The following is a 20686-nucleotide window of genomic DNA, read 5'->3' as shown; positions in this document are numbered from 1 at the left end:
GGGTGTTCAGTTGGGCTCGTTGAGCGTCATGCTTCATGTGCTTGTTCAGATGCTCGCTGTAATGTAAGAAAACTTACAATACTGAACATGCGCAAGAAAAGCGAGGCATAAAATGACACAACCGATCTATCGTCTGGCGGACGGGACCGTCTACGGCGTCAATGGCCGTCTGGATCCCTGGGGCTGGTCCTGGAAGCCGGCAGCCGCGCCCGAGGGCGCGCGCGAGGCGACGGCGCGACAGGCCATTGCGCAGCTTGCAGCTACGGCAGCGCGCCGGATTCCCGTGGGCGTCATCGGTCCGCGCGAATGCGATGCGGAAAAGCTGGCGCTGGCCGAGCAGGTCGGGGCGGGTATAGGCGCGCTCGGCCTCACGATGATCTGCGGCGGGCGCACTGGCGTTATGGCCGCAGCAGCAAAGGGTTGCCGCGCTGCCGGAGGTCTTACGGTGGGTTTGTTGCCGGGCCATGACTGGCGCGAGGCCAATGATGATATCATGCTGCCCATTGCAACGGGCTTCAGCGAAGCCCGCAACATGATCATTGCCAAATCCTGTGCTGTTCTTGTTGCGGTCGGTGGCTCCTACGGGACCCTTAGCGAAATCGCCTACGGGCTGCATTTCTCGAAGCCGGTCATCGTCCTTGGAGATGCGCCTGATATCGAGGGGACAGAGCGCGCGAACGGCGCTGACGATGCAATCGAGCGTTTGTCGTCGCACCTCATTGCCAGTGCTATATTGTCATAAAGGTTACATATTGGCCTGATACGTGTAAACTATCTCACATTCGAGAGGGCGACATACACCCATGTCAGCAATACTTGAGTTGCGCGACGTCACGCGACGCTTTGGCGATAAGACCGTGCTGGACAAGGTATCGATCACGATTGCGCAGGGAAGCTTTACCGCGCTTCTCGGCGCTTCCGGATGCGGCAAATCCACCAGTCTGCGCATCATGGCCGGTCTCGACCGGCCGACATCCGGCGAGGTGCTTCTCGGCGGCTCCGATGTGAGCGGTCTGAGCGCCTATGAACGCAACGTCGCCATGGTGTTCCAGTCCTATGCGCTTTATCCGCATCTGACTGTCGCGCAGAACATCGCCCTGCCGCTCACCATGCGGCACCTTTCAGCACTGGGGCGCGTCCCGTTTCTCGGCTCTCTCGTGCCGGGAGCGGCGGAGGCGCGCCGGACCATTCTCTCGAAGGTTGGCGAAGCGGCTGAAAGTCTGGGACTGGCCGAACTGCTGGACCGGAAACCCGGCCAGCTGTCGGGAGGGCAGAAGCAGCGTGTGGCCCTGGGGCGCGCGCTGGTGCGTGATCCTGCACTGTTTCTTCTTGATGAGCCCTTGTCCAACCTCGATGCGCGGCTGCGCATTCGCATGCGTTCCGAGATCAGCGCGCTGCATCGCAGAACCGGCAAGGCGTTCGTCTATGTGACGCATGACCAGACCGAAGCGATGGCCATGGCCGACCAGATCGTCGTGATGATCGGCGGCGATGTCGCACAGGCAGGTGCGCCTCGTGAACTCTATGAGCGGCCGGCAAATCGCGACGTCGCCGCCTTCATCGGACACAACGCCATCAACTTCCTTGAGCCGGGCGACGGGATCGATGTCGACGGGGCCATCGTCGGCCTGCGGCCCGAAGATCTTGCGCCCGCCGCGACCGGCGCACTGACCGGGCGGCTGGAATCTGCCGAATATCTGGGCTCGGAAATCGTTCTCAGCCTGCGCAGCGCGAAAGGCACAGAGATCCGGGCGATAGCGCCTGCCGATTTCGACGTGCCCGCACCCGGCAGCGAAGTCCGCCTCGGGTACGCGCCGCACAAACTGCATCTGTTTGACGCTGCAACGGGCGTTCGGCGGAGGACAACCCCATGAGGCTGTCAATCGAACGGCGTCAGGCGCTGACCGATCTGTGGCTCGTCGGGCCGGCGACCCTTGCGCTGTTTCTCTTCATCTTCCTGCCAGTGGCCATTGTCGCGGTCCTGTCCTTCACCGACTACCAGTTCGGCGCTGCGAGCTTCAACTGGAGCGGCCTGGACAATTACATCAAGCTCTTTTCCTCCAGCATCGGAAGGCGCGCGGTCACCAACACGCTGATCTATGTGGCGATCGTGATCCCGTTCTCGGTCGGCTTCGGCCTGCTTGTCGCGGCCGGGCTGCATCAGATGTCGAACTGGGCTCCGCGTCTCTCCAACGTGTTGAAGACGGTTTACTTCCTGCCGGTGGCGGCAACGCTGGTCGCCATGTCCGTCGCCTGGCAGATGGTTCTGCACCCCTCGCTCGGGATTGTGAACCAGACGCTGTTCTCGATGGGGCTGCCGACGCCAAACTGGCTCAGCGACCGCGGGCTGGTGCTTTACACACTCTCCATGATCGGCATCTGGCAGAGTGTCGGCTACAACATGGTGCTTTTTCTGGCCGGCCTCGCGGCAATCCCGTCAGAACTCTATGACGCCGCCGAAGTTGACGGCGCGGGGAGCGGGTGGTCGCGTTTCTGGACCGTCACATGGCCGATGCTCGGACCGACGACACTGTTCGTGATGGTCGTGACCGCGACCAATGCGTTCCGCGTGTTTGAAACCGTGGCCACGATGACCAAGGGCGGTCCCGCATTCGCATCGGACACGCTTGTCTATGCGCTTTACCGGGAAGGTTTCGTCTACTTCAAGGCCGGCTACGCCAGCGCCATCACGATGGTGTTTTTCGCCTTCCTGCTCGCGCTCGCCCTCATCCAGTTCCGTTTTGTCGAAAAGCGGGTGCATTACCGATGAACCATCCGATCCGCAGCCGCGTGCTACCTCTCGTTCTCCTGCTGACGGGTGCAGCCGTCATTCTGCTGCCCTTCGTGTGGATGCTGTCACTGGCGTTCAAACCGCGCGACGAGATCTTCACGACGACAATCGAGTTCCTGCCGTCGCAGATCGAATGGAGCAATTTCACCTTTGCGCTCACCGAAACGGACATTCCCCTGTTTCTGTGGAACGGGCTTGTGATGGTGACGGGCATCCTTTTCTTCCAGATCCTGTTCGCCGTTCCGTGCGCCTATGCGCTTGCCCAGCGCAGATTTGCCGGGCGCGGCCTGCTTTTCGGTCTGGTCGTCGCCGCCCTTCTGGTGCCATTCCATGTGACGGCGATCCCGATTTTTCTGGGCTTTGCCCAAATCGGCATTCTGAACACGATGTGGGCGCTGATCCTGCCGTTCATTCAGACCGCATTCGGCATTTTCCTCTTCCGGCAGTTTTTCGCGCAATTGCCGGCGGATCTGTTTGATGCAGCCCGCGTGGACGGGATGAGCGAGACCGCCATTGTCTGGCGCATCGCTTTCCCCCTGGCCCTGCCGGCCGCGACGGCATTCGCGATCTTCTCGGTCACCGCGCACTGGAACGACCTGTTCTGGCCGCTGATCGCGACGACGGACCCGAATCTGGCCACGCCGCCGCGCGGCATCCTTTATTTTCGCGATCAGGAATCCGGCGACAATGTCGGCCCGCTGATGGCTGCCGCCGTTATCGTCACCGCACCGCTCGTGATCGCTTTCCTATTGGCTCAACGCAAATTCATTCAGGGCATTGCCGCTGGAGGACTGAAGGGTTGAGCCGAGCAATTCCAGAATGTGCCCGGATCCAACCGCGCCGACGACTTCCATCAATCAGGAGTGAAACGACATGAGAAAGACACTACTCGCATCAGTCTTTGCCATAGCCGGCGTGACCGGCGTGCACGCGCAGGAAACCGAGATCCGCGTTCACTACGCGATCCCCACGATCTGGGCCGACACCCAGAAGACGCTGGCCGATGCATTCATGGAGAAGCATCCGGACGTCAAAATCACGCTCGACGGCGCCGCCGAGGGCTACGAAGACGGGGTGCAGCGCCTGCTTCGTGAATCGGTTGCCGGCACAGGCCCGGATGTCGCCTATGTCGGGCTCAACCTCTGGCGCGTTCTGGAAGACCGTGGTCTGGCCCAGCCGCTTGACGGGTTCCTCGGAGACGAGCCGCTCGCGCAGGGCTATACGCCGGCGCTTCTGTCCCTCGGCCGTTTCCAGGATACGCAGTATGCGCTGGCCACCTCGGCCTCGACCCTGGTCATGTATGTGAACCCGGTGCTTGTCGAGAAAGCCGGCGGCTCGATGGAGGAATTCCCGGATACGTTCGATGGCGTGATCGAACTGGCCGCCAAAATCAATGCGCTCGACGGTGCAACGGATGGCGTATGGATCGGTCGGCATGACTGGCGTTTCCAGTCGCTGCTTGGTTCCCATGGCGGTCGTCCGATGAACGAGGACGAAAGCGACATCACCTTCGACGGCCCGGAAGGGATCACGGCAGCGGGGCTTTATCAGCGCTTTGCCGATGAAGCGGGCATGAAGTCCTATTCCGAGAACGACGCCCGTCAGGCTTTCCCTGCCGGAACGCTTGGCATCATGTTCGAAAGCTCCTCACTGCAGACGCGCTTTACGGAAGGCGCTGGCGACAAGTTCGACCTGACGGTCAAGCCGCTGCCGGTTGCTGCTGAAGACAAGTCCAAGGTCTACTTCCCGACCGGCGGCTCGGCCATTGTCATGCTGACCGATGACGAAGCCAAGCAACAGGCTGCCTGGGACTACATGGCCTTCGTGACCGGCCCCGAGGGCCAGAAGATTATCGTGGAGAACACCGGCTACGCGCCGGCCAACGCCAAGGTGATCGAGGACGAAGCCTATCTGGGCGAGTTTTACGCAAGCAACCCCAATGCCCGCGTGGCGCATACCCAGGTCGCAAACTATGCCGGCCCCTGGTACGCGTATCCAGGTGCGGAAGGCGTGGCGGCGACTGATCTGATCGCAGCGTCGCTGGTCGAAGTGACCGAAGGTGCAGACGCTGAAGCAACGACCAAGGATCTCGCCGAGACACTGCGCGACCTCCTTGGCATGAACTAGCCCAAGCGCAATGCCGGCGGGCGGTTTTCTCTACCGTTCGCCGGCGTTTTTCGGGCCCGTGGAGTCAGTCTGTCTTTTGCTTTTTCGCAATCATGCGGTTGTCAGACGCTTCCATCTGACAGCAAGTTGTACAGAGCGGACTTCACAGCGAGCGCTGATTGACCCGTTTCGACACTTCCTCCGCGCTCTCAACGCGTTCGGAATAGCGGTCAGTCAGGTATTCCGTGCGGTCGCGCAGGAGCAGCGTGAACTTCATCAGTTCTTCCATCACATCGACGATGCGATTGTAGTAAGGCGAGGGTTTCATCCGGCCCTCGGCATCGAATTCGTTAAACGCCTTGGCCACAGACGACTGGTTGGGGATGGTAACCATCCGCATCCAGCGACCGAGCACACGCAGCTGGTTTACCGCGTTGAAGCTCTGTGATCCGCCGCAGACCTGCATCACGGCAAGGGTCCGGCCCTGTGTCGGCCTTACGCCACCGAGTGACAGCGGCAGCCAGTCGATCTGCGCCTTCATGATCCCGGTCATTGAGCCATGGCGTTCGGGCGAGCACCAGACTTGTCCCTCCGACCACATCGACAGATCGCGCAGTTCCTTGACCTTTGGATGGTCCGCTGATGTCGCGTCGGGCAATGGCAGGCCCGAAGGATCAAAGATGCGAACCTCCGCTCCCAGCCTGCGCAGGATCCGTGCAGCTTCTTCCGTGGCCAGTCTTGAATAGGAGCGTTCGCGCAGCGAGCCATAAAGCATGAGAATGCGTGGCGGATGCGTCGAAAGGGGCGGCTGGAACAGGGCTTCCGGATCGATTGTCCGAAACTGTTCCTCGTCGAGGTTGGGGAGGTTGTCTATGGGCTGGCTTGGAAGGGTCATTGGCATTCTCACGGGCGCGCAAGGCGGCATCGCCCCTTATTTCGATGATTGTCGAAATATGCGTAACGTCGTGCGAATGCGCAGTCAAGGCCATATGCGGCCAACGGGCCGGCAGGTCCACCACGCCTCCGTTGGCTGAACGGAAGCGTTTGGCCCGTCCAAGCTCCTGAGGGACGGGCCGGTATTTCTGTCGTCAGACCACCATGCACGGGGCGGTCTGTTCGAGCGGCCGGCCGGGGCGGGCGCCGGTTTTCTCGCCATCGACCCAGACTTCGCGTCCGTTGACGAACACCCGGTCGATGCCCACCGCCGGGCGGATTGGCGTCTCGAAGGTTGCGCCCTCGGCGATGGTCTCGGGATCGAAGATGACGAGATCTGCAAAGCCGCCGACGGCGATGCGACCGCGACCGCCAAGCCCGAAGCGGTCTGCTGGCATGGAGGTCATGCGGCGCACGGCTTCTTCCAGCGAGAACAGCGACAGGTCGCGGGCATAGTGACCAAGCACGCGCGGGAATGTGCCCCAGACGCGCGGGTGGGGGTGCTTGCCGCTGGGGATGCCGTCCGAACAGATGATCGTGTGTTCGTAAGACAGGATGCGCTGAACATCGTCTTCGCTCATGATGAAGAAAATACCGGTCGCGGGCAGAAGCTTCTGCAGCGCGGTGTCGATGTCGGTGTCCCATTCCCCGGCGATGTCGGACAGGTCGCGGCCAGCCATCTGCGGATAGGGCTCGCTTTCAGCCACGATCACGCGGGTCGCCTGCCTGTGCCTGCCGGAATCGAGGATGGTGGATGACGCAATCCACGGTGTGGTGTCGAGGCCCACATCCTGCTTCTGCATGGCATCGTCGATCATTTTCAGCGTGGTGACCGACATACCGTGGTTGGCGAGCCCGGCGCATTTGTGATGGGAAACATGCACACCGCAGCAGGATTCACGCCCCACGGTGAAGGTCTCCTCAAGCCCCTGAACCACGCGGTCGCCCTCGTCGCGCATGTGGGTGACATAGAGCTTGCCGTGGGCCTGCGTGATCTTCGCCACCTCGATCAGCTCTTCAGTGGTGGAGGCGCGTGCGGGTGGGTAGAAAGGGCCGGTGGAGAGCCCGATTGCGCCTTCGCCCAGCGCACGGTCGAGCTTGCGGCACATTTCTTTCAGCTGCGCTGCATCGGCGGCTTTGTTCAGGTCGGGCAGTTCGTTCACGCGCAGCGTGGAGTGTCCGATCAGACAGGCTGCATTGACCGCTGCCGGTTCCGCCAGAAGCCGGTCGCGATAGGCGGCGTAGGTTTCAAACCGCAGCGCCTCATCTTCAATGATCATGCGCAGAGGGGCGGGGATCTCGCCCTTCGGCACGAGCGGCGCGATGGAGAAACCGCAATTGCCGTTGATGACGGAGGTGACGCCCTGCGATGTCATGAACTCCATGTCGGGCAGGGTGAGCATCGCGGCATCATGGTGCACATGCGGATCGATGAAGCCGGGCGCTACGACGCGGCCCTTCGCTTCGATCTCGCGTCCGGCGGTCCAGTGTTGCAGGTCACCGGTGGCGACAATGCGGTCGTCGGACACGGCCACATCACCCTTGCGACGGGGGGCGCCTGTACCGTCGATGATGTCTGCGCCGCGGATGATGAGATCAGCGTGCATGGGAAGGCTCCTGTATTGTTATGTCGAAGGTCAGGTGGCGTCGCTGTCCGCAGGCGGCACGCCGTCATCGCCGCACCATCGGGCGGCGAGATGAACGAGAATGAAGACGATCATGATCGGAACGGCCACGGCCACCCAGAAGGTGCTGAAGGGCAGTGCGTCGGCCATGGTGCGGCTGTGGCGCAGCAGAAAACCGCGCGCCGGGTTCATGTTGGGACCGTAGAAAACGTACCAGAGGATCGGCAGAAGATAGATCAGAACCACGGCCGACCGCATCAGCGCGGCGGCAAGCCCGAGAAGGGCGTTGCGTGAACCTTCCCCGGTGAAGAGCGCCGGATCGAACCGGCGCTTGAATGATATCGTGGCGCCCATGAGGCCGGCCCAGATCATCGCGTATCGGGCCAGCTCCTCTGTATAGGCCGGCGGCTGGTTGAAGACATAGCGCGCCAGCACCTGCAGCATGACGGCCCCCACGAGGATCACCAGCGCCACGCCGGCCATCACTGTGGCCAGACGATCGAGTCCGTTGCTGAAGCGGATGACGGATTTGGCGATGTGTTTCATGGGGGCGGCCATTGCTTAGTCTGCGACGGAGTCGCGGGCTTCGGTCCAGATGCTCAGCTGGTCGTCCGGCAGAGACGTCGCCCAGGTGGCGCGGGCCAGCTCGGCCATCTTTCCGCGTTCGCCTTCGGCAAGCTCGGTGATGGTCACGCCAGCGGCTTCATGCTTTGCGCGCACTTCGCTGGCCCAGTTGTTGACCCAGTCCCTGTTCGCTTTCTTGCCGGCAGCGAGGGCAGCGTCGATCTGGCCCTTTTCCTCATCACCCAGCGATGTGTACCAGTCTTCCGAAATTAGAACGATGCGCGAGGACGGCGTGATGTCGGCGGGCGTGAAGTGCTTCAGAAACTCGGTGTGGCCGGTGCGGATGGCCGAGTTCGGCGGGTTGAAATAGCCATCGGCAACGCCGGTCTGGATGGCGTTTGCCACTTCCGACCAAGAGACGATCGTGCCGGTTGCGCCCAGCGCTTCCTGCAGTGCGATCTGCTCGCTGTTGAGCGCGCGGAAGCGCAGGTCGGACATGTCCTCGACCTTGGCGATCGGCTTCTTGGAATTGTGAATGCCGATATCCATGCCGATGTAATTGACGTCCACGAAACGCACGCCATTGTCGAGAAGCGGACCGTTCATCTGCTCAAGCATGTCCGTTTCCGAAAGCACGGCGTCGATCTGTTCGCGGTTCTCGAAGAAGAACGGGAGCTGGACGCCCTTCATCAGCGGTGACATGCCAAAACCGGTGGAAAGGGCGGCGAGATTGACCTCCAGAAGGCCCTGGGCAACCTGGTCGAAACGCTCTTTTTCCGAGCCCAGCGTGCCGGACGGGAAAATGGAGACCTCGAATTCGGTTCCCTTGAGCGCATCGGCAAAGCCGTGGGCGAAGGCTGCTTCCGGGTTGGTCGCCGTATCGTCGGCGCCGTTCATGGCGATCTTGATGTCAGCGGCCTGTGCAGCGGCGGTCATGAGCGCAAGCGCCGAGATGGCGAGGGCTTTGGGTAAAAACTTCATTTTTTCTCCTCCGTTTTGTTTCGTTTTCCGTCAGGCGAGCCCCAACAGGCGTGGAATGGCCAGAGAAATCTCCGGGAAATAGGTGAGCACCAGCAGCAGCGCGACTTCGGCCAGAAAGAAGGGCAGGGTGGCGCGTATCAGCCGCCAGTAATTCATGCGCACCGTGGTCGCGAGGATCAGCAGAACCCCTCCAAGCGGCGGCGAAAGAAGGCCGGTGGTGATGTTGAAACAGATCACGATGCCCAGATGCACGGGGTCGACGCCCATGGCGATTGCGACAGGTGCGAAGATCGGCGCGAACAGCGCCACGGCGGCCTTCACATCCATCGCCATGCCGGCCACCAGAAAGATCAGGTTGATCAGCATCAGATATTGCAGCGGGCTGAGGTTCCAGTCTTCCACCGTCGCCTTGATGGCCTGCGGCCATTGCAGAAGCGCGGCGATGTAGGAAAAGGTTGAGATCGCGCACAGGATGATGAAAAGCCCGCCAAGCATCACCGCCGTGCGTTGCAGGCTTGCGCCCACCTGGCTCCAGGTGAGATTGCCATGGGTGAAACCGACCACCAGAGCCGCAATCACGGCCACCGCTGCCGCTTCAGCCGGCGTCATGAAGCCGAACAGCGTGCCGCCGAGAATGATCACCGGCAGGGTCATGGCGGGCAGGGCCCTCAGGAGCGAGGGGAAGAATGCAGGCACGTCCTCGCCCGGGCCGCCGGGGTGGTTGTCGCGATGGGCGTAATAGGCGTTGATCGCCATCAGAACGCCGGCCAGCAGCAGGCCGGGCAGAATGCCGGCGGCGAAAAGCGCAGTGACGTTCGTCTCCATCAGCGCGCCATAGAAGATCAGGATGGACGACGGCGGGATGATCGGGCCGATGATCGACGATGCGCCGGTGATGGCCGCAGCGTAGTCGAGCGAATAGCCGCGCCGGCGCATCTCGGGCACCAGCGAGTTGCCGAGTGCGGCGGCGTCGGAGACCGCCGAGCCGGATACGCCGGCAAAGAACACCGAAGTCATCACGTTGACATGGCCCAGGCCGCCCTTGAGGCGTCCGAGGAAGGACATGCAGAAATCGATCAGCGCGGTTGCCAGACCGCCACGGTTCATCAAATCGCCCGCGAAGATGAACAGCGGCATGGCCAGAAAGGCGAACACATCGAGCTGGCTGAAAAGCCGCTGGGGCAGCACCGCCATATACATCTGACGGTCTGCGGCAATGAAGGTCAGGATCGCGGAAGCGCCAATGACATAGGCAATGGCGGCGCCGGCCATGAGGCCGAAAACGGTGAATGCGATGATAAGCGGCGCCTGCATGGCTCTTGGGTTCCCCTCCCCGATGGCTCACACAAATCTGGCGAAAGCGCTTGCGTTAGAAAATAGAAAAGTTTTCACTATTCCATAGCATTTCTCTATGGAGTGGCGGAAAAACGGGAAGGCAGCGCGGCCATGAAACCATTGACTTTGCAGCGTTTGCAGGTTTTCTGCGCGGTCTACGAGCGGCAGTCGATCACGGCGGCGGCGCGGCAAATGAACCTGTCGCAACCCACGGTCAGCCGCCATCTGCGTGACCTCGAAGCGGCCATCGGCCTGACGCTTTTCGTGCTCGACAAGGGGCGCGTGATCCCGACCGTCGAGGCGGACGCCATCTACAATGAGAGCCGTTTTCTCTATGACGGGATCAGCCGGCTGGAACAACGCATCGACTCGCTGCGAAAGGGCGTCGGCACGCGCCTTCTGGTGATGTCGGTCGGGCTTTTCGCTCCCTATTTCGTGCCCACCGCGCTTCGCAGGGTGCTGGATGCGATGCCGGGCCTGCGCGTGGCCGTGGATGTGGGGACGGCGCAGCAGCAGGTTCAGGCGATACGTGCGGGCATGGTCGATGTAGGGCTCGTCATTGGCAGGTTTCAGGCTGACGACATATCCACAGAGCCGCTGGGGCGTGGCCGTCTGGTGGTACTGAGCCCAAAGGACGGCCCGCTGACCCGGCTGGACCGTGTCAGGCTGGAAGATCTGAGCTCTGTGCCGATGCTGGGGCTAACCCCGCGCGGTCCCATCGGGCGTGTGCTGAACGAGGCGCTTCTGGAGCGCGGATTGCCTTTCGACAATACGGTGACGGGCAACACACTGGTTTCCGTACCCCATCTCGTTCTGGCAATGCAGCGTTCTGCGGTGGTCGATGAGTTTACCGCCGCCTTTCACGGTCTGGATGGGCTGGTGACGCTGCCGCTGGAGCCCGACCTGCCGCTCGATATCCAGTCGATCTCCATGGGTGCAACGGCGAGCAAAGTGGCCAGCCAGCTCTTCCTCAAGGAAATACGTGGAATGCTCGCAGACTGGCGGGCAGGGAAGATGCAGTTTTAGGAGCGGGGCGCGTCCTGCGCGCTTCGGCGTGGTGTGCTTCACGTCGGTGGATGTCCCCATTGCCCATGATGCTGTGCCGTTGATCAGGCATGGACAGAATCTCCGTGGGAAGGTTCCCACAAGCAAGGGCTCATGCTAATGAAGAAGATGAGGAGGACAGAATCAGAGTGACGGATAACGCCGCTTCCCTGACCATTATCGACATTGCGCGGCTCTCTGGCGTGTCCAAGAGCACCGTGTCCCGTGTGCTGTCCGGGGCGGAGAATGTGTCCGAGGAGGCGCGTCGCAAGGTGACCGAGGCCGTTGAGGCATCCGGCTTTCGGCGCAACGAGCTTGCGCGGTCCCTGCGGTCCGGGCGCACCGGCATGGTCGGCCTTCTGATCCCTGATATTGCCAACCCCTTCTGGGCCGAGGTCGCCCGTGGTGCGCAGGATGCGGCCACGGAAGAGATGGCCTCTGTCCTGATCTTCAATTCTGACTGGGATCCCGAGCGCGAGCGCCGGCATCTCATGGCGTTGACCCAGTCGCGGGTCGATGGCGCGATTGTGAATCCGGTCCAGAACGGGCTGGATGAACTCTCCCGCAGCCAGGTTCCGCTGGTGCTGATCGGCTCGTCGGCCGAACGGTTTCCGGAACTGCCTTCGGTCGGCAGCGATATTACGCAGGGTGTGCAGCTCGGGCTTGAGCGACTTGTTCAGGCCGATCTCGGAATGCCGGCCCTCTTGGTCGGCGATCCGCATCGTACCGCGCGGGAGCGGTTCGTTGGCGCTGTTCGCGAGTTTGGCGCGGCGCAGGGCTGGCCGGTCGAGGGGCTGAGGCTTCAGGACGGTCACTACACCATTGAGGGTGGTCGCGACGCCATGAAGCGGCTGCTTCAGGGCGGTGTGCCGCGCGTTGTTTTCGCGGCCAATGACATGATGGCGCTGGGCGCGCTTCATGCCGTCCGGGAGGCCGGGCTGAACTGCCCGGAGGATGTGGCCATTCTCGGTTTCGACGGAACGCCGGCGGCGGAGGTCTCGATGCCGGGACTCACAACGATCATGAAGCCTTCGCGCGATATTGGCCGGCGGGCATTTGAATTGCTGAGCCGGAAGATCGCTGGTGATGAGGATGTTCCGCACATGTCGCTGCCCTGTTCGCTCGTTGAGCGGGGGACGCTGCCGACAAGAGAAGGGCCGCGCGTCGTTCGCGGGGAGGAGAGGACAGCGACGTGACAAAGCACGACAGGACAGGGGCTTTTTCGCCCGAAATTGGGAACGTTCCCAATCGCACACGGCCTCGACAGGCCGATGCCTATAACTCGCGTGGTGCGAGACTGCGGGACGGGGTGCGCGAATGGTGGCCCTATTATTTGATGCTGGCGCCAGGCCTGATTTACTTCGGGCTGTTCCACTACCTGCCGATCTGGGAGGCGCGGCTTGCCTTTGAGGATCTGCGCATCATCGGTCCGAATGTCTGGGTCGGCACCAAGCATTTTGCGCAGCTCTTTGCGTCGCCGACCTTCTTCGAGGTCCTGAAGAACACGCTCATCATCAGCGCGATGAAGGTCGCCTTCGTCTTCCCGCTTCCGATCATCCTGTCTCTGCTCTTGAACGAGGTGCGCTCGGGACGTTTCCGGCGCGGCGTGCAGTCGGTGATCTATCTGCCGCATTTCCTGTCCTGGGTCGTGATCGCGGGCATTTTCATTGCAGCGCTCTCGCCGTCCAATGGCGTGGTCAACGATTTGCGCGACTTCGTCGGTCTCGACCGTCGCAGCTTCATGACTGACAGCGGATCGATCCGCTGGGTGCTGGTCTGGTCCGAGGCCTGGCGCAGCGCCGGCTGGGACAGCCTGCTCTATTTCGCCGCCATCATGGCCATTGATCCGGCGCTTTATGAGGCTGCCGAGATGGATGGTGCATCGCGCTGGCAGAAGATGCGCCACATCACGCTGCCGGGCATTGTGCCGACGATTGCGACGCTCTTCATCCTGCATGTCGGGCTCTTCCTGAACGCGGGCTTCGATCAGGTCTTCAACCTGACCAACGACGCCATCCGGGACAAGATCGACATCATCGACACCTATGTCTACCGGCTCGGTATCACCGGCGGGCAGTTCTCGCTCGCCACGGCCGCCGGCCTCTTCAAGGGGGTGATCGGGATGATCCTGATGATCGGCGCGCACACGCTGTCCAAGCGACTGACAGGCAAGGGGGTGTGGTGATGGCATCCAGCAACAAGACCCGGATGGAACGGCTCGAAGAAGCGATTATCTATTCCGTCCTTATCGCCATCGTCGTGGTGACGGTGCAGCCGATCCTGAACCTTCTGGCGATCTCGCTCTCCGATCCGGCCCGCGTGCCGGGGATGAGCGGCATGGATATCGTGCCGGACGGGTTCTCGATCGATATCTGGAAACTCCTCGCAAGCCACCCGGCGGTGCAGCGCGGGCTGATGAACTCGATCTTCATCACCCTCGTCGGGGCGATCCTCAACGTCACGTTTACCGCCATGATGGCCTGGGCGCTGTCACGCAAGAAGCTGCCGCTGCGCCGGACCCTGTTTGTGCTGATCCTTGCGACCATTGTCTTCGAACCGGGGATCATTCCCGATTACTTCGTGATGCGACGCCTGGGGCTGATCGACAGCTATGCTTCGGTCATCATCTACAAGCTCGTCAACGCCTGGTACCTCATCATCCTGATCCGCTTCTTCGAGGAGGTTCCGGAAGAGCTCATCGAGGCAGCGACGCTGGACGGTGCAAATGCGTTTCAGGTCTTCTGGCGCGTGGTGTTGCCGCTCGCCAGACCGGCGCTGGCGACCATCACCCTGTTCTACGTGGTTTATCACTGGAACGATTTCCTGCGTCCGATGATCTATTTCAACGATCAGGACATGTGGCCGCTGCAGGTTGTGCTGCGCCAGTTCGTCGTGGTCGGCGACAAGGCCGCCATCGTCGGACTTCAGGCCATGAACAATTACGAGGGCGCGAGCCAGATCGATCTCCGGGCGTTCCGCGCCGGGATGATCCTGTTCACCATCCTGCCCGTCCTCGCGATTTACCCGTTCATCCTTCGCTACTTCACCAAGGGAACCATGTCCGGTGCCCTCAAATGACCGCATATTCAGGGAGGAAATGATGAAAGACCTAACCATATCCCGTCGCGCCCTGCTTGCAGGGCTTGCCGCAACACCGGCGCTTGCAATGCTGCCGGGCAGGGCAATGGCCGCAAGCGGCACGATCCGGATCGTCATGAAGGATCTGCTGACGAGCAACCCGGAAGATGTTGCCCATGTCGCACGCATCGAAGAGGCTCTTGCCGCGCGTGGCCACGACATCAAGATCGAGATCATCGATCTGCCGTCCGAAGGCTATGCGGAAAAGCTCAACCTGATGCTGCTCTCGGGCGACGTGCCGGACATCATCTATTTCCAGGGCGGTGACGAGCAGATCGCGCAGCAGGGCGTGCTGATGGATTTGAACCCGCTGATTGCCAAAACCGAACATTTGAGCAAGGCGCTCTGGCCGCACAATACCGCGCGGCTCGGCAACTACCCGCATCTGCTCTATGTCTACCCGGCACGGACCAAGGCGCCGGTGATGCGCAAGGACCTTCTGGAAGCGACCGGCCTTTCCGCGCCGACCTCGCTCGAGGAATGGGATGCGCTTCTGCGCGCCATCCCCGGCACCGAGATCGGCGGCAAAGCCGTGAAGCACGGCATCATCGCGCCGAACAACACTGCCGAGCTGGACGCGATCTTCGATCCGGCCTTCGGCATCGAACAGACCTGGATGAAGAACGCCGATGGCGAACTGATCCACTCGCGCATCAGCGAGGGCGAGCGCGCCAAGCTCGCCTGGTACGCCAGCCTCTTCGCCGACGGGGTGCTCGATCCGGAATTCATCACCTCGAACTGGGAAGTGAAGGAAGACAAGTTCTACACTGGCCAGGTCGGTGTGGTGATGGGCACGGCCGGCCCGGTCGTGGGCATCTACGAAGCCAAGATGGCGCAGGTGAACCCCGGCGCCGAGCTGGTGCTTCTGACCCCGCCCGCCGGCATTCAGGCCGTTGATGTCAGCAAGGAAAGCCGGGGCTTCGCCATTCCGGTCACCACGAAGAACACCGACGCCATCATGGCCTTCTTCGATTTCGTGGCTTCCCCGGAAGGGCAGATGATGGAGCGCCTCGGCTTCGAGGGCGAACACTACACCCGCGAAGGTGATACGCTGACCGCGACCGACAAGCTCGGCGCCTGGTATCCGCGCTTCATCTATGCAAACCCGAACTACCACCAGCCGCCGCTCAGCCCTCTGTCGCCTTTGGCCCAGAGCGCGCTTCAGCAGGGCGTCGACTTCTTCCGCGCCGACAATACCTTCGTCTGGTCCCCGGATCTGGCGGCGGCTGTGGACGGGGCGGAGACCTACTACCGCACCAATGTCTTCCGCTTCGTCTCCGGCGAACTGTCGACCGAAAACGATTGGGATGCCTTCGTTGCGGGCTGGCTGGCCGCTGGTGGGCAGGCAATGACTGATCATGCAAGGACCGTAATGTGACACAGCAAGGACAAGACGGAACCTCCCCGTTCCGTGGTCGCGTCCGGGCAATGGTTCATGGCGTCGCTTTCGGCGACGCCATGGGTGCCCCGGTCGAGAAACTTTCTGCAGCCGAAATCCGCGAGCGCTATGGTCGGGTGACCTCGCTGCGCACCGCGTGGCATCGTGACGGGCAGAGCGAGGATCAGCGCAAGGGCAGGGTTCGCGGCAACGGGATCACCACCGACGACACGGCAATGACGCTTTCGCTGATGCGGATCTATGAGCGCGAATGCCGCCATCTGGACGCCTGGGACATGGCTGAAGGCATGGTGCGCGAAATCGCATGGGAAAGCCGCTGGGTGCCCGAGCTGCAGCGCGAGACGCCGCTGATCGAACGCCTCTTCTATCCCGAGAAATGGATTTTCCAGCGTCTGCAGCTATCGGCCTGCGATCCGCGTCAGGGCGGCGTGGGCAACATGGTGAACTGCGGTGCGACGATGTATATCGCGCCGGTGGGCGCTGTGAACGCCTGCAACCCGCGCGCGGCCTATGATGAGGCGATCAATTTCGCTGAGGGCCATCAGCAAAGCTATGGCCTTGAGGCCGCCGGTGTGTTTGCCGCTGCGATTGCACAGGCTTTCGTACCGGGCGCGACGCTCTCCGAGGTCGTTCAGACGGCCTATGATCTCGCCCATGACGGCACCCGCACGGCGATCGGCGAGATCGTTGCTGCCGCCGGGGAGCTTGCCCGCAAGGGAGCCGAAGCCGACGAGGTCACCGACACGTTCCATCGCCTTATCGCGCCGTTCTCGCCGATGGGGGACAACGTTGCGCACGGGCCCGAGAAGGCCGGGGTGGCGACCGCTGCTTACCAGCCCTCGCGTCTGCTTTCGATCGAGGAGTTGCCGCTGGCGCTGGGGTTCTGCATCACGGCCGGCGGTGATTTCCGGCAGGGGGTGATCGACGGGATCAACTCGGGCCGCGACACGGATTCCATCGGTGTGATGGTCGGCGCGATCCTCGGGGCAATGCATGGCCCTTCGGTGATCGATGAGGATGACGCCGAGCTTCTGGATAGCGCCAACCGGTTCTGCCTCTCCGAGAGCGCAGACCGTTTCACCACCGCTGCGCAGGCGATCATCCAGGGGGATGAAGAGGCTGCGCGCGCAAGGGCTGCGCAGCGTGCCGCAATCTTCGCACAGGACAAGAAGGAAGCTGCCGAATGACCCCGGAGAGCATCCGCGAAAAGATCTATGCCGGACTGATCGGCAAGGCCGTTGGCGTGCGCCTTGGTGCGCCGGTCGAACCGACGGTCTGGACCGAAAAGCTGATCCGCGAGGTCTATGGCGAGATCGATGACTATGTGCGCGACTACCGCAATTTCGCGGCGGACGACGACACCAATGGACCGCTCTTCTTTGTGCGCGCCCTCTGGGACGAAGGCGATGAGCTGACTTACGCATCCGCCGGGCGCACATGGCTGAACTATATCGGTGACGGCCACGGAATGCTCTGGTGGGGCGGGTTCAATATCTCCACCGAGGAAACGGCCTATCGCTATCTTCAGGACGGTGTCACCGCGCCGACCTCGGGCAGCATCAAGCTGCGCGGCCAGATCGAAGCCGAACAGATCGGCGGGCAGATCTTTTCGGATTGCTGGGGCTGGGTCTGCCCTGGCAAGCCCGGGGAAGCCGCGCGGCTCGCGCGGATCATGGCTTCCGTGTCGCATGACGGCGAAGCGCTGCACGGCGCGGCCTATGTCGCCGGAGCGACGGCGGCGGCCTTCACCGCTTCGACCATCGCCGAAGTGCATGAAACCGCGCGCGCACTGGTTGCCGACGGCTCGCACTATGCCCGTGTTCTCGATGCGGTTTCAGCCTACCATGCGGCGAACCCCGAAGACTGGCGCGGCTGCTTTCACATGCTGGAGCGTGACTTCGGCTATGACAAATGGACCGGCGTCTGCCACGTGATCCCCAATGCGGGCGTGACAGCACTGGCGCTGCTCTATGGTGAGGGCGACATGCCGCGCACGGCGGCAGTGGCCTCGATGTGTGGCTGGGACACCGACTGCAATGCGGGCAATGCCGCAAACATTGCAGGCGTGCTTCAGGGTGTTCAGCCACACTGGGCCAAATGGCGTCGTCCGATCAACGACATCCTGATCACCTCGGCGGTGACCGGTTCGCTCAACATCGTTGATATGCCCTCGGCCGCGCGCGATTTCGCTGTGCTGGCGCTGCGTCGACGGGGCGATGCGATCCCGGAGGGCTGGGCCGACAAGGCGCTCGCCCGCGCCGTCGATTTCGACTTCGCGCTGCCGGGCGCAAGCCATGGCATTCGTGCGGAAGGTTCGCATCGGCTGCGCACACTGCCGGGCAACGCCGAGGGCGCGATCACCGTCCAGATCGACCGCTGGGCCGCTGGCGACAATGGCCGCGTGTTCTGGAAGCCCTTCTACCGGGAATGCGAGTTTGACGATAACCGCTATCGTCCGATGCTCTCACCCGTCACGGCCTCGGGCCAGCGCGTCGAGATTTCCCTGACGGGTACCGAGGCGCTCGAAGGTCCGCGACAGGTGACGTTCGTTCCCTATGTCCGCTTTGCCGCTTCCGGCGAAGTGCGGGAACTGGGAGAATGGTCGCTTCTGCCGGAGGACTGGCAGGTCATCGGGTTCACGCTTCCCGACAGCGAGGAGGCTATTGACGAGATTGGCATCCTGATGAAGCAGACGGCGGAAGCCCGCGTTTTCATGAACGTGCTGATCCGCAGCTTCACCGTGACGGGAGCCGGCAAGACGGTCATCAACCCGCAGATCGAATCCGAGGAATGGGGCTCTGTCAGCCGTTTCAGCTTCAATCGCGGAAGCTGGGGCCTGTCGGATGGCTGCATTCGCGGTGAGGCGACGAAGGACGGAGATCTCTGGACCGGTCACGCCTTCGCAACCGACCAGACTGCGACGGCGCAGATCTCCCGTGTCGAGGGCGAGAGCCATCTGGTCAGCGTGCGCGCCTCGGGCAATGAGCGCTTCTATGCGGCGGGCATCCACGAGGGCCAGGCTGTGATCCTCCGCGAGGATTTCGGAACCGAGATCCTTGCGGCTGCGCCGGTTGAGGTGGGGCAGGACGTGACCCTGACATTCGCTGCGAAGGGTGAGACGCTCACCCTGTCCATCGACGGCAAGGAAATTGTCTCGGCGACTGACAGCCGGCATCCGCGCGGCATGGCCGGTCTCAGGCTCGGTTGCGCCGGTGTCGTGATCTGCCGCCGCTTCGAGATACTGGAGGGCTGATTTGGGACGGATCCAGCTGGAGAATGTTGGCAAGACCTATGGTGGAACCAGGGTCTTGCAGGACATCAATCTCGATATCGAGGACGGCGAGTTCGTCGTCCTCGTCGGACCTTCGGGCTGTGGCAAGTCCACGCTCCTGCGTATGGTGGCGGGGCTTGAGGACATTTCGCAGGGCCGCATCATCATCGACGGCAAGGTTGCGAACCGGGTTCCGGCGAAGGAGCGCGGGCTGGCGATGGTCTTTCAGTCCTATGCGCTCTACCCGCACATGAAGGTTGCCGAGAACATGAGCTTTGCGCTCCGTCTCGCAGGCGTCAAGAAATCCGAGATCGACGCGAAGGTTCGGCAGGCCGCCGAGATACTCGGGCTTGAGCCTTATCTCGACCGTCTGCCCAAAGAGCTTTCGGGTGGCCAAAGGCAGCGGGTCGCCATGGGGCGGGCCATCGTCCGCGATCCGGAAGCCTTTCTGTTCGATGAGCCCCTTTCAAACCTCGACGCCAAGCTGCGTGTGCGCATGCGGTCGGAGATCAAGAAGCTGCATCAGCGGCTCGCAAAGACGACGATCTATGTCACGCATGATCAGACCGAGGCGATGACGATGGCAGACCGCATCGTCGTTCTGCATGACGGTCATGTTGCCCAGATCGGGCCGCCCTCCGAGCTTTACAACAATCCGAACTCAGCCTTTGTGGCGAGTTTCATTGGCTCGCCCGAAATCAGCATGTTCAAGGCGAAGGCAGGTGCGAAAGGCGCGCATCACGTCGTTCTGGACGGCGGCGTCACCATGCCGCTCGGGCGGCCGCTGGACGTGGCTGAAGGCACCGAGGTGACGTACGGCATTCGTCCGCAGACGATCGAGATCTCTGAAACAGGTCCTGTGGCCGAGGTGCTGCTTGTGGAGCCGACCGGCGAGACAGCCGAAGTGACGCTCTCGCTCGCGGGGCAGGAGATGGCCGCCGTTCTTCCGGCGAAAGCCGGGCTGGAACCCGGACGCCAGATCGCGCTTGGCATCCCCGCTGAACGCGCGCTGGTCTTCGACCCGGCGACCGGTGGACGCCTGTTGTGATCCGGATCGGGGGAGGCTGACCGGAAGGCTCGCCGGGTGTGGCGGCGGGTCTGTGCGGTCCCGCGGGCCAGAATGCTCAGGTTTTGGAACTTCTGGGCACGATGCAGGAGCGGTTTGGCTTCGCGATGCTGTTCATCACCCATGATCTGCGTATTGCCAGTTCACTCTGCGACCGGATCTGCGTCATGCAGCGGGGCCGCATTATCGAGGAAGCGGAACCGCGTGAGCTGTTCATCCATTCCCGGCACCCCTACACGCAGTCGCTGTTGCAGGCGATCCCGGGAGGGGACGGCTAGGTTCGAGAAGGCCTTGGTTTAGCCCAAGCTCGCAGTGTTTGCGTCTCGGCGATGACACATGCCCTTGCAACTGCGCTGAGTAGTTCGCGCAGGTAGGTCCGTCAGGGGCCGTGCAGGGCGGCCAAGAATGTCGCGCGTATTGGAATTGGGCGTTT

The 20686-nt window shown here is 62.2% G+C and carries 19 protein-coding genes; 14 read left to right on the top strand and 5 right to left on the bottom strand.

Annotation, left to right across the window (positions count from 1 at the left end; all coding sequences use genetic code 11):
- The first annotated feature begins 112 nt into the window (after window positions 1–112).
- The 5 genes from AC4PTT_RS20855 to AC4PTT_RS20835 all read left to right on the top strand — a co-directional run bounded on the left by AC4PTT_RS20855 (window position 113) and on the right by AC4PTT_RS20835 (window position 4918).
- Complete coding sequence (locus AC4PTT_RS20855) at window positions 113–742, top strand: TIGR00725 family protein (RefSeq protein ID WP_492162634.1); 630 nt, start codon at window positions 113–115, stop codon at window positions 740–742.
- A gap of 61 nt (window positions 743–803) precedes the next feature.
- On the top strand, window positions 804–1874 hold the full coding sequence (locus tag AC4PTT_RS20850) for an ABC transporter ATP-binding protein (protein WP_206549304.1): 1071 nt from the start codon (window positions 804–806) through the stop codon (window positions 1872–1874).
- Complete coding sequence (locus tag AC4PTT_RS20845; RefSeq protein ID WP_206549305.1) at window positions 1871–2770, top strand: carbohydrate ABC transporter permease; 900 nt, start codon at window positions 1871–1873, stop codon at window positions 2768–2770. The genes AC4PTT_RS20850 and AC4PTT_RS20845 overlap by 4 nt, the downstream gene beginning before the upstream one ends.
- Window positions 2767–3594, top strand: coding sequence for a carbohydrate ABC transporter permease (locus AC4PTT_RS20840; RefSeq protein ID WP_113156648.1), 828 nt, complete (start codon window positions 2767–2769; stop codon window positions 3592–3594). The genes AC4PTT_RS20845 and AC4PTT_RS20840 overlap by 4 nt, the downstream gene beginning before the upstream one ends.
- Before the next feature lie 70 nt (window positions 3595–3664).
- On the top strand, window positions 3665–4918 hold the full coding sequence (locus AC4PTT_RS20835) for an ABC transporter substrate-binding protein (RefSeq protein ID WP_113156649.1): 1254 nt from the start codon (window positions 3665–3667) through the stop codon (window positions 4916–4918).
- Window positions 4919–5060: 142 nt separating this feature from the next.
- Here AC4PTT_RS20835 and arsH read toward each other — a convergent pair whose 3' ends face one another.
- The 5 genes from arsH to AC4PTT_RS20810 form a co-directional block, all read right to left on the bottom strand.
- On the bottom strand, window positions 5061–5792 hold the full coding sequence (gene arsH / locus AC4PTT_RS20830) for an arsenical resistance protein ArsH (protein WP_113156650.1): 732 nt from the start codon (window positions 5790–5792) through the stop codon (window positions 5061–5063).
- A 193-nt stretch (window positions 5793–5985) separates the two neighbouring features.
- Entirely contained in the window at window positions 5986–7437 is a 1452-nt protein-coding gene (locus AC4PTT_RS20825; protein WP_492162633.1) for an N-acyl-D-amino-acid deacylase family protein, read from the bottom strand.
- 30 nt (window positions 7438–7467) lie between these two features.
- Window positions 7468–8001: a TRAP transporter small permease gene (locus AC4PTT_RS20820; RefSeq protein WP_246747111.1), complete on the bottom strand. Its 534-nt coding sequence runs from the start codon at window positions 7999–8001 to the stop codon at window positions 7468–7470.
- 15 nt (window positions 8002–8016) lie between these two features.
- Complete coding sequence (locus tag AC4PTT_RS20815; RefSeq protein WP_113156653.1) at window positions 8017–9000, bottom strand: TRAP transporter substrate-binding protein; 984 nt, start codon at window positions 8998–9000, stop codon at window positions 8017–8019.
- 30 nt (window positions 9001–9030) lie between these two features.
- Complete coding sequence (locus AC4PTT_RS20810; RefSeq protein WP_113156654.1) at window positions 9031–10314, bottom strand: TRAP transporter large permease; 1284 nt, start codon at window positions 10312–10314, stop codon at window positions 9031–9033.
- A gap of 132 nt (window positions 10315–10446) precedes the next feature.
- Between AC4PTT_RS20810 and AC4PTT_RS20805 the strand changes: the two genes are divergently transcribed.
- From AC4PTT_RS20805 to AC4PTT_RS20765, 9 genes are all read left to right on the top strand, one after another.
- Window positions 10447–11361, top strand: a complete 915-nt coding sequence (locus AC4PTT_RS20805; protein ID WP_113156655.1) for a LysR family transcriptional regulator — start codon at window positions 10447–10449, stop codon at window positions 11359–11361.
- Between the two features lie 167 nt (window positions 11362–11528).
- Window positions 11529–12575: a LacI family DNA-binding transcriptional regulator gene (locus tag AC4PTT_RS20800; protein ID WP_224873253.1), complete on the top strand. Its 1047-nt coding sequence runs from the start codon at window positions 11529–11531 to the stop codon at window positions 12573–12575.
- 140 nt (window positions 12576–12715) lie between these two features.
- Complete coding sequence (locus AC4PTT_RS20795) at window positions 12716–13564, top strand: ABC transporter permease (protein ID WP_210344136.1); 849 nt, start codon at window positions 12716–12718, stop codon at window positions 13562–13564.
- Entirely contained in the window at window positions 13564–14457 is an 894-nt protein-coding gene (locus AC4PTT_RS20790; RefSeq protein ID WP_113156657.1) for a carbohydrate ABC transporter permease, read from the top strand. The genes AC4PTT_RS20795 and AC4PTT_RS20790 overlap by 1 nt, the downstream gene beginning before the upstream one ends.
- Window positions 14458–14479: 22 nt before the next feature.
- Window positions 14480–15895 carry an extracellular solute-binding protein gene (locus AC4PTT_RS20785; protein ID WP_492162632.1) on the top strand — a complete coding sequence of 472 codons (1416 nt, stop codon included), beginning with the start codon at window positions 14480–14482 and terminating at the stop codon, window positions 15893–15895.
- Between the two features lie 80 nt (window positions 15896–15975).
- Window positions 15976–17103 (top strand): ADP-ribosylglycohydrolase family protein, encoded by a 1128-nt coding sequence (locus tag AC4PTT_RS20780; RefSeq protein WP_492162631.1) that lies wholly within the window; start codon window positions 15976–15978, stop codon window positions 17101–17103.
- Window positions 17100–19169, top strand: coding sequence for an ADP-ribosylglycohydrolase family protein (locus AC4PTT_RS20775; protein WP_492162630.1), 2070 nt, complete (start codon window positions 17100–17102; stop codon window positions 19167–19169). Before AC4PTT_RS20780 ends, AC4PTT_RS20775 begins: the two co-directional genes overlap by 4 nt.
- Window position 19170: 1 nt before the next feature.
- Window positions 19171–20235: an ABC transporter ATP-binding protein gene (locus AC4PTT_RS20770; protein WP_492162629.1), complete on the top strand. Its 1065-nt coding sequence runs from the start codon at window positions 19171–19173 to the stop codon at window positions 20233–20235.
- Window positions 20236–20318: 83 nt separating this feature from the next.
- Window positions 20319–20531 carry a hypothetical protein gene (locus AC4PTT_RS20765; protein ID WP_492162628.1) on the top strand — a complete coding sequence of 71 codons (213 nt, stop codon included), beginning with the start codon at window positions 20319–20321 and terminating at the stop codon, window positions 20529–20531.
- Window positions 20532–20686 lie beyond the last annotated feature (155 nt).

The sequence above is a fragment of the Nitratireductor sp. WH36-1 genome (assembly GCF_058725515.1).
This window is presented reverse-complemented; position numbering and strand designations above follow the sequence as displayed.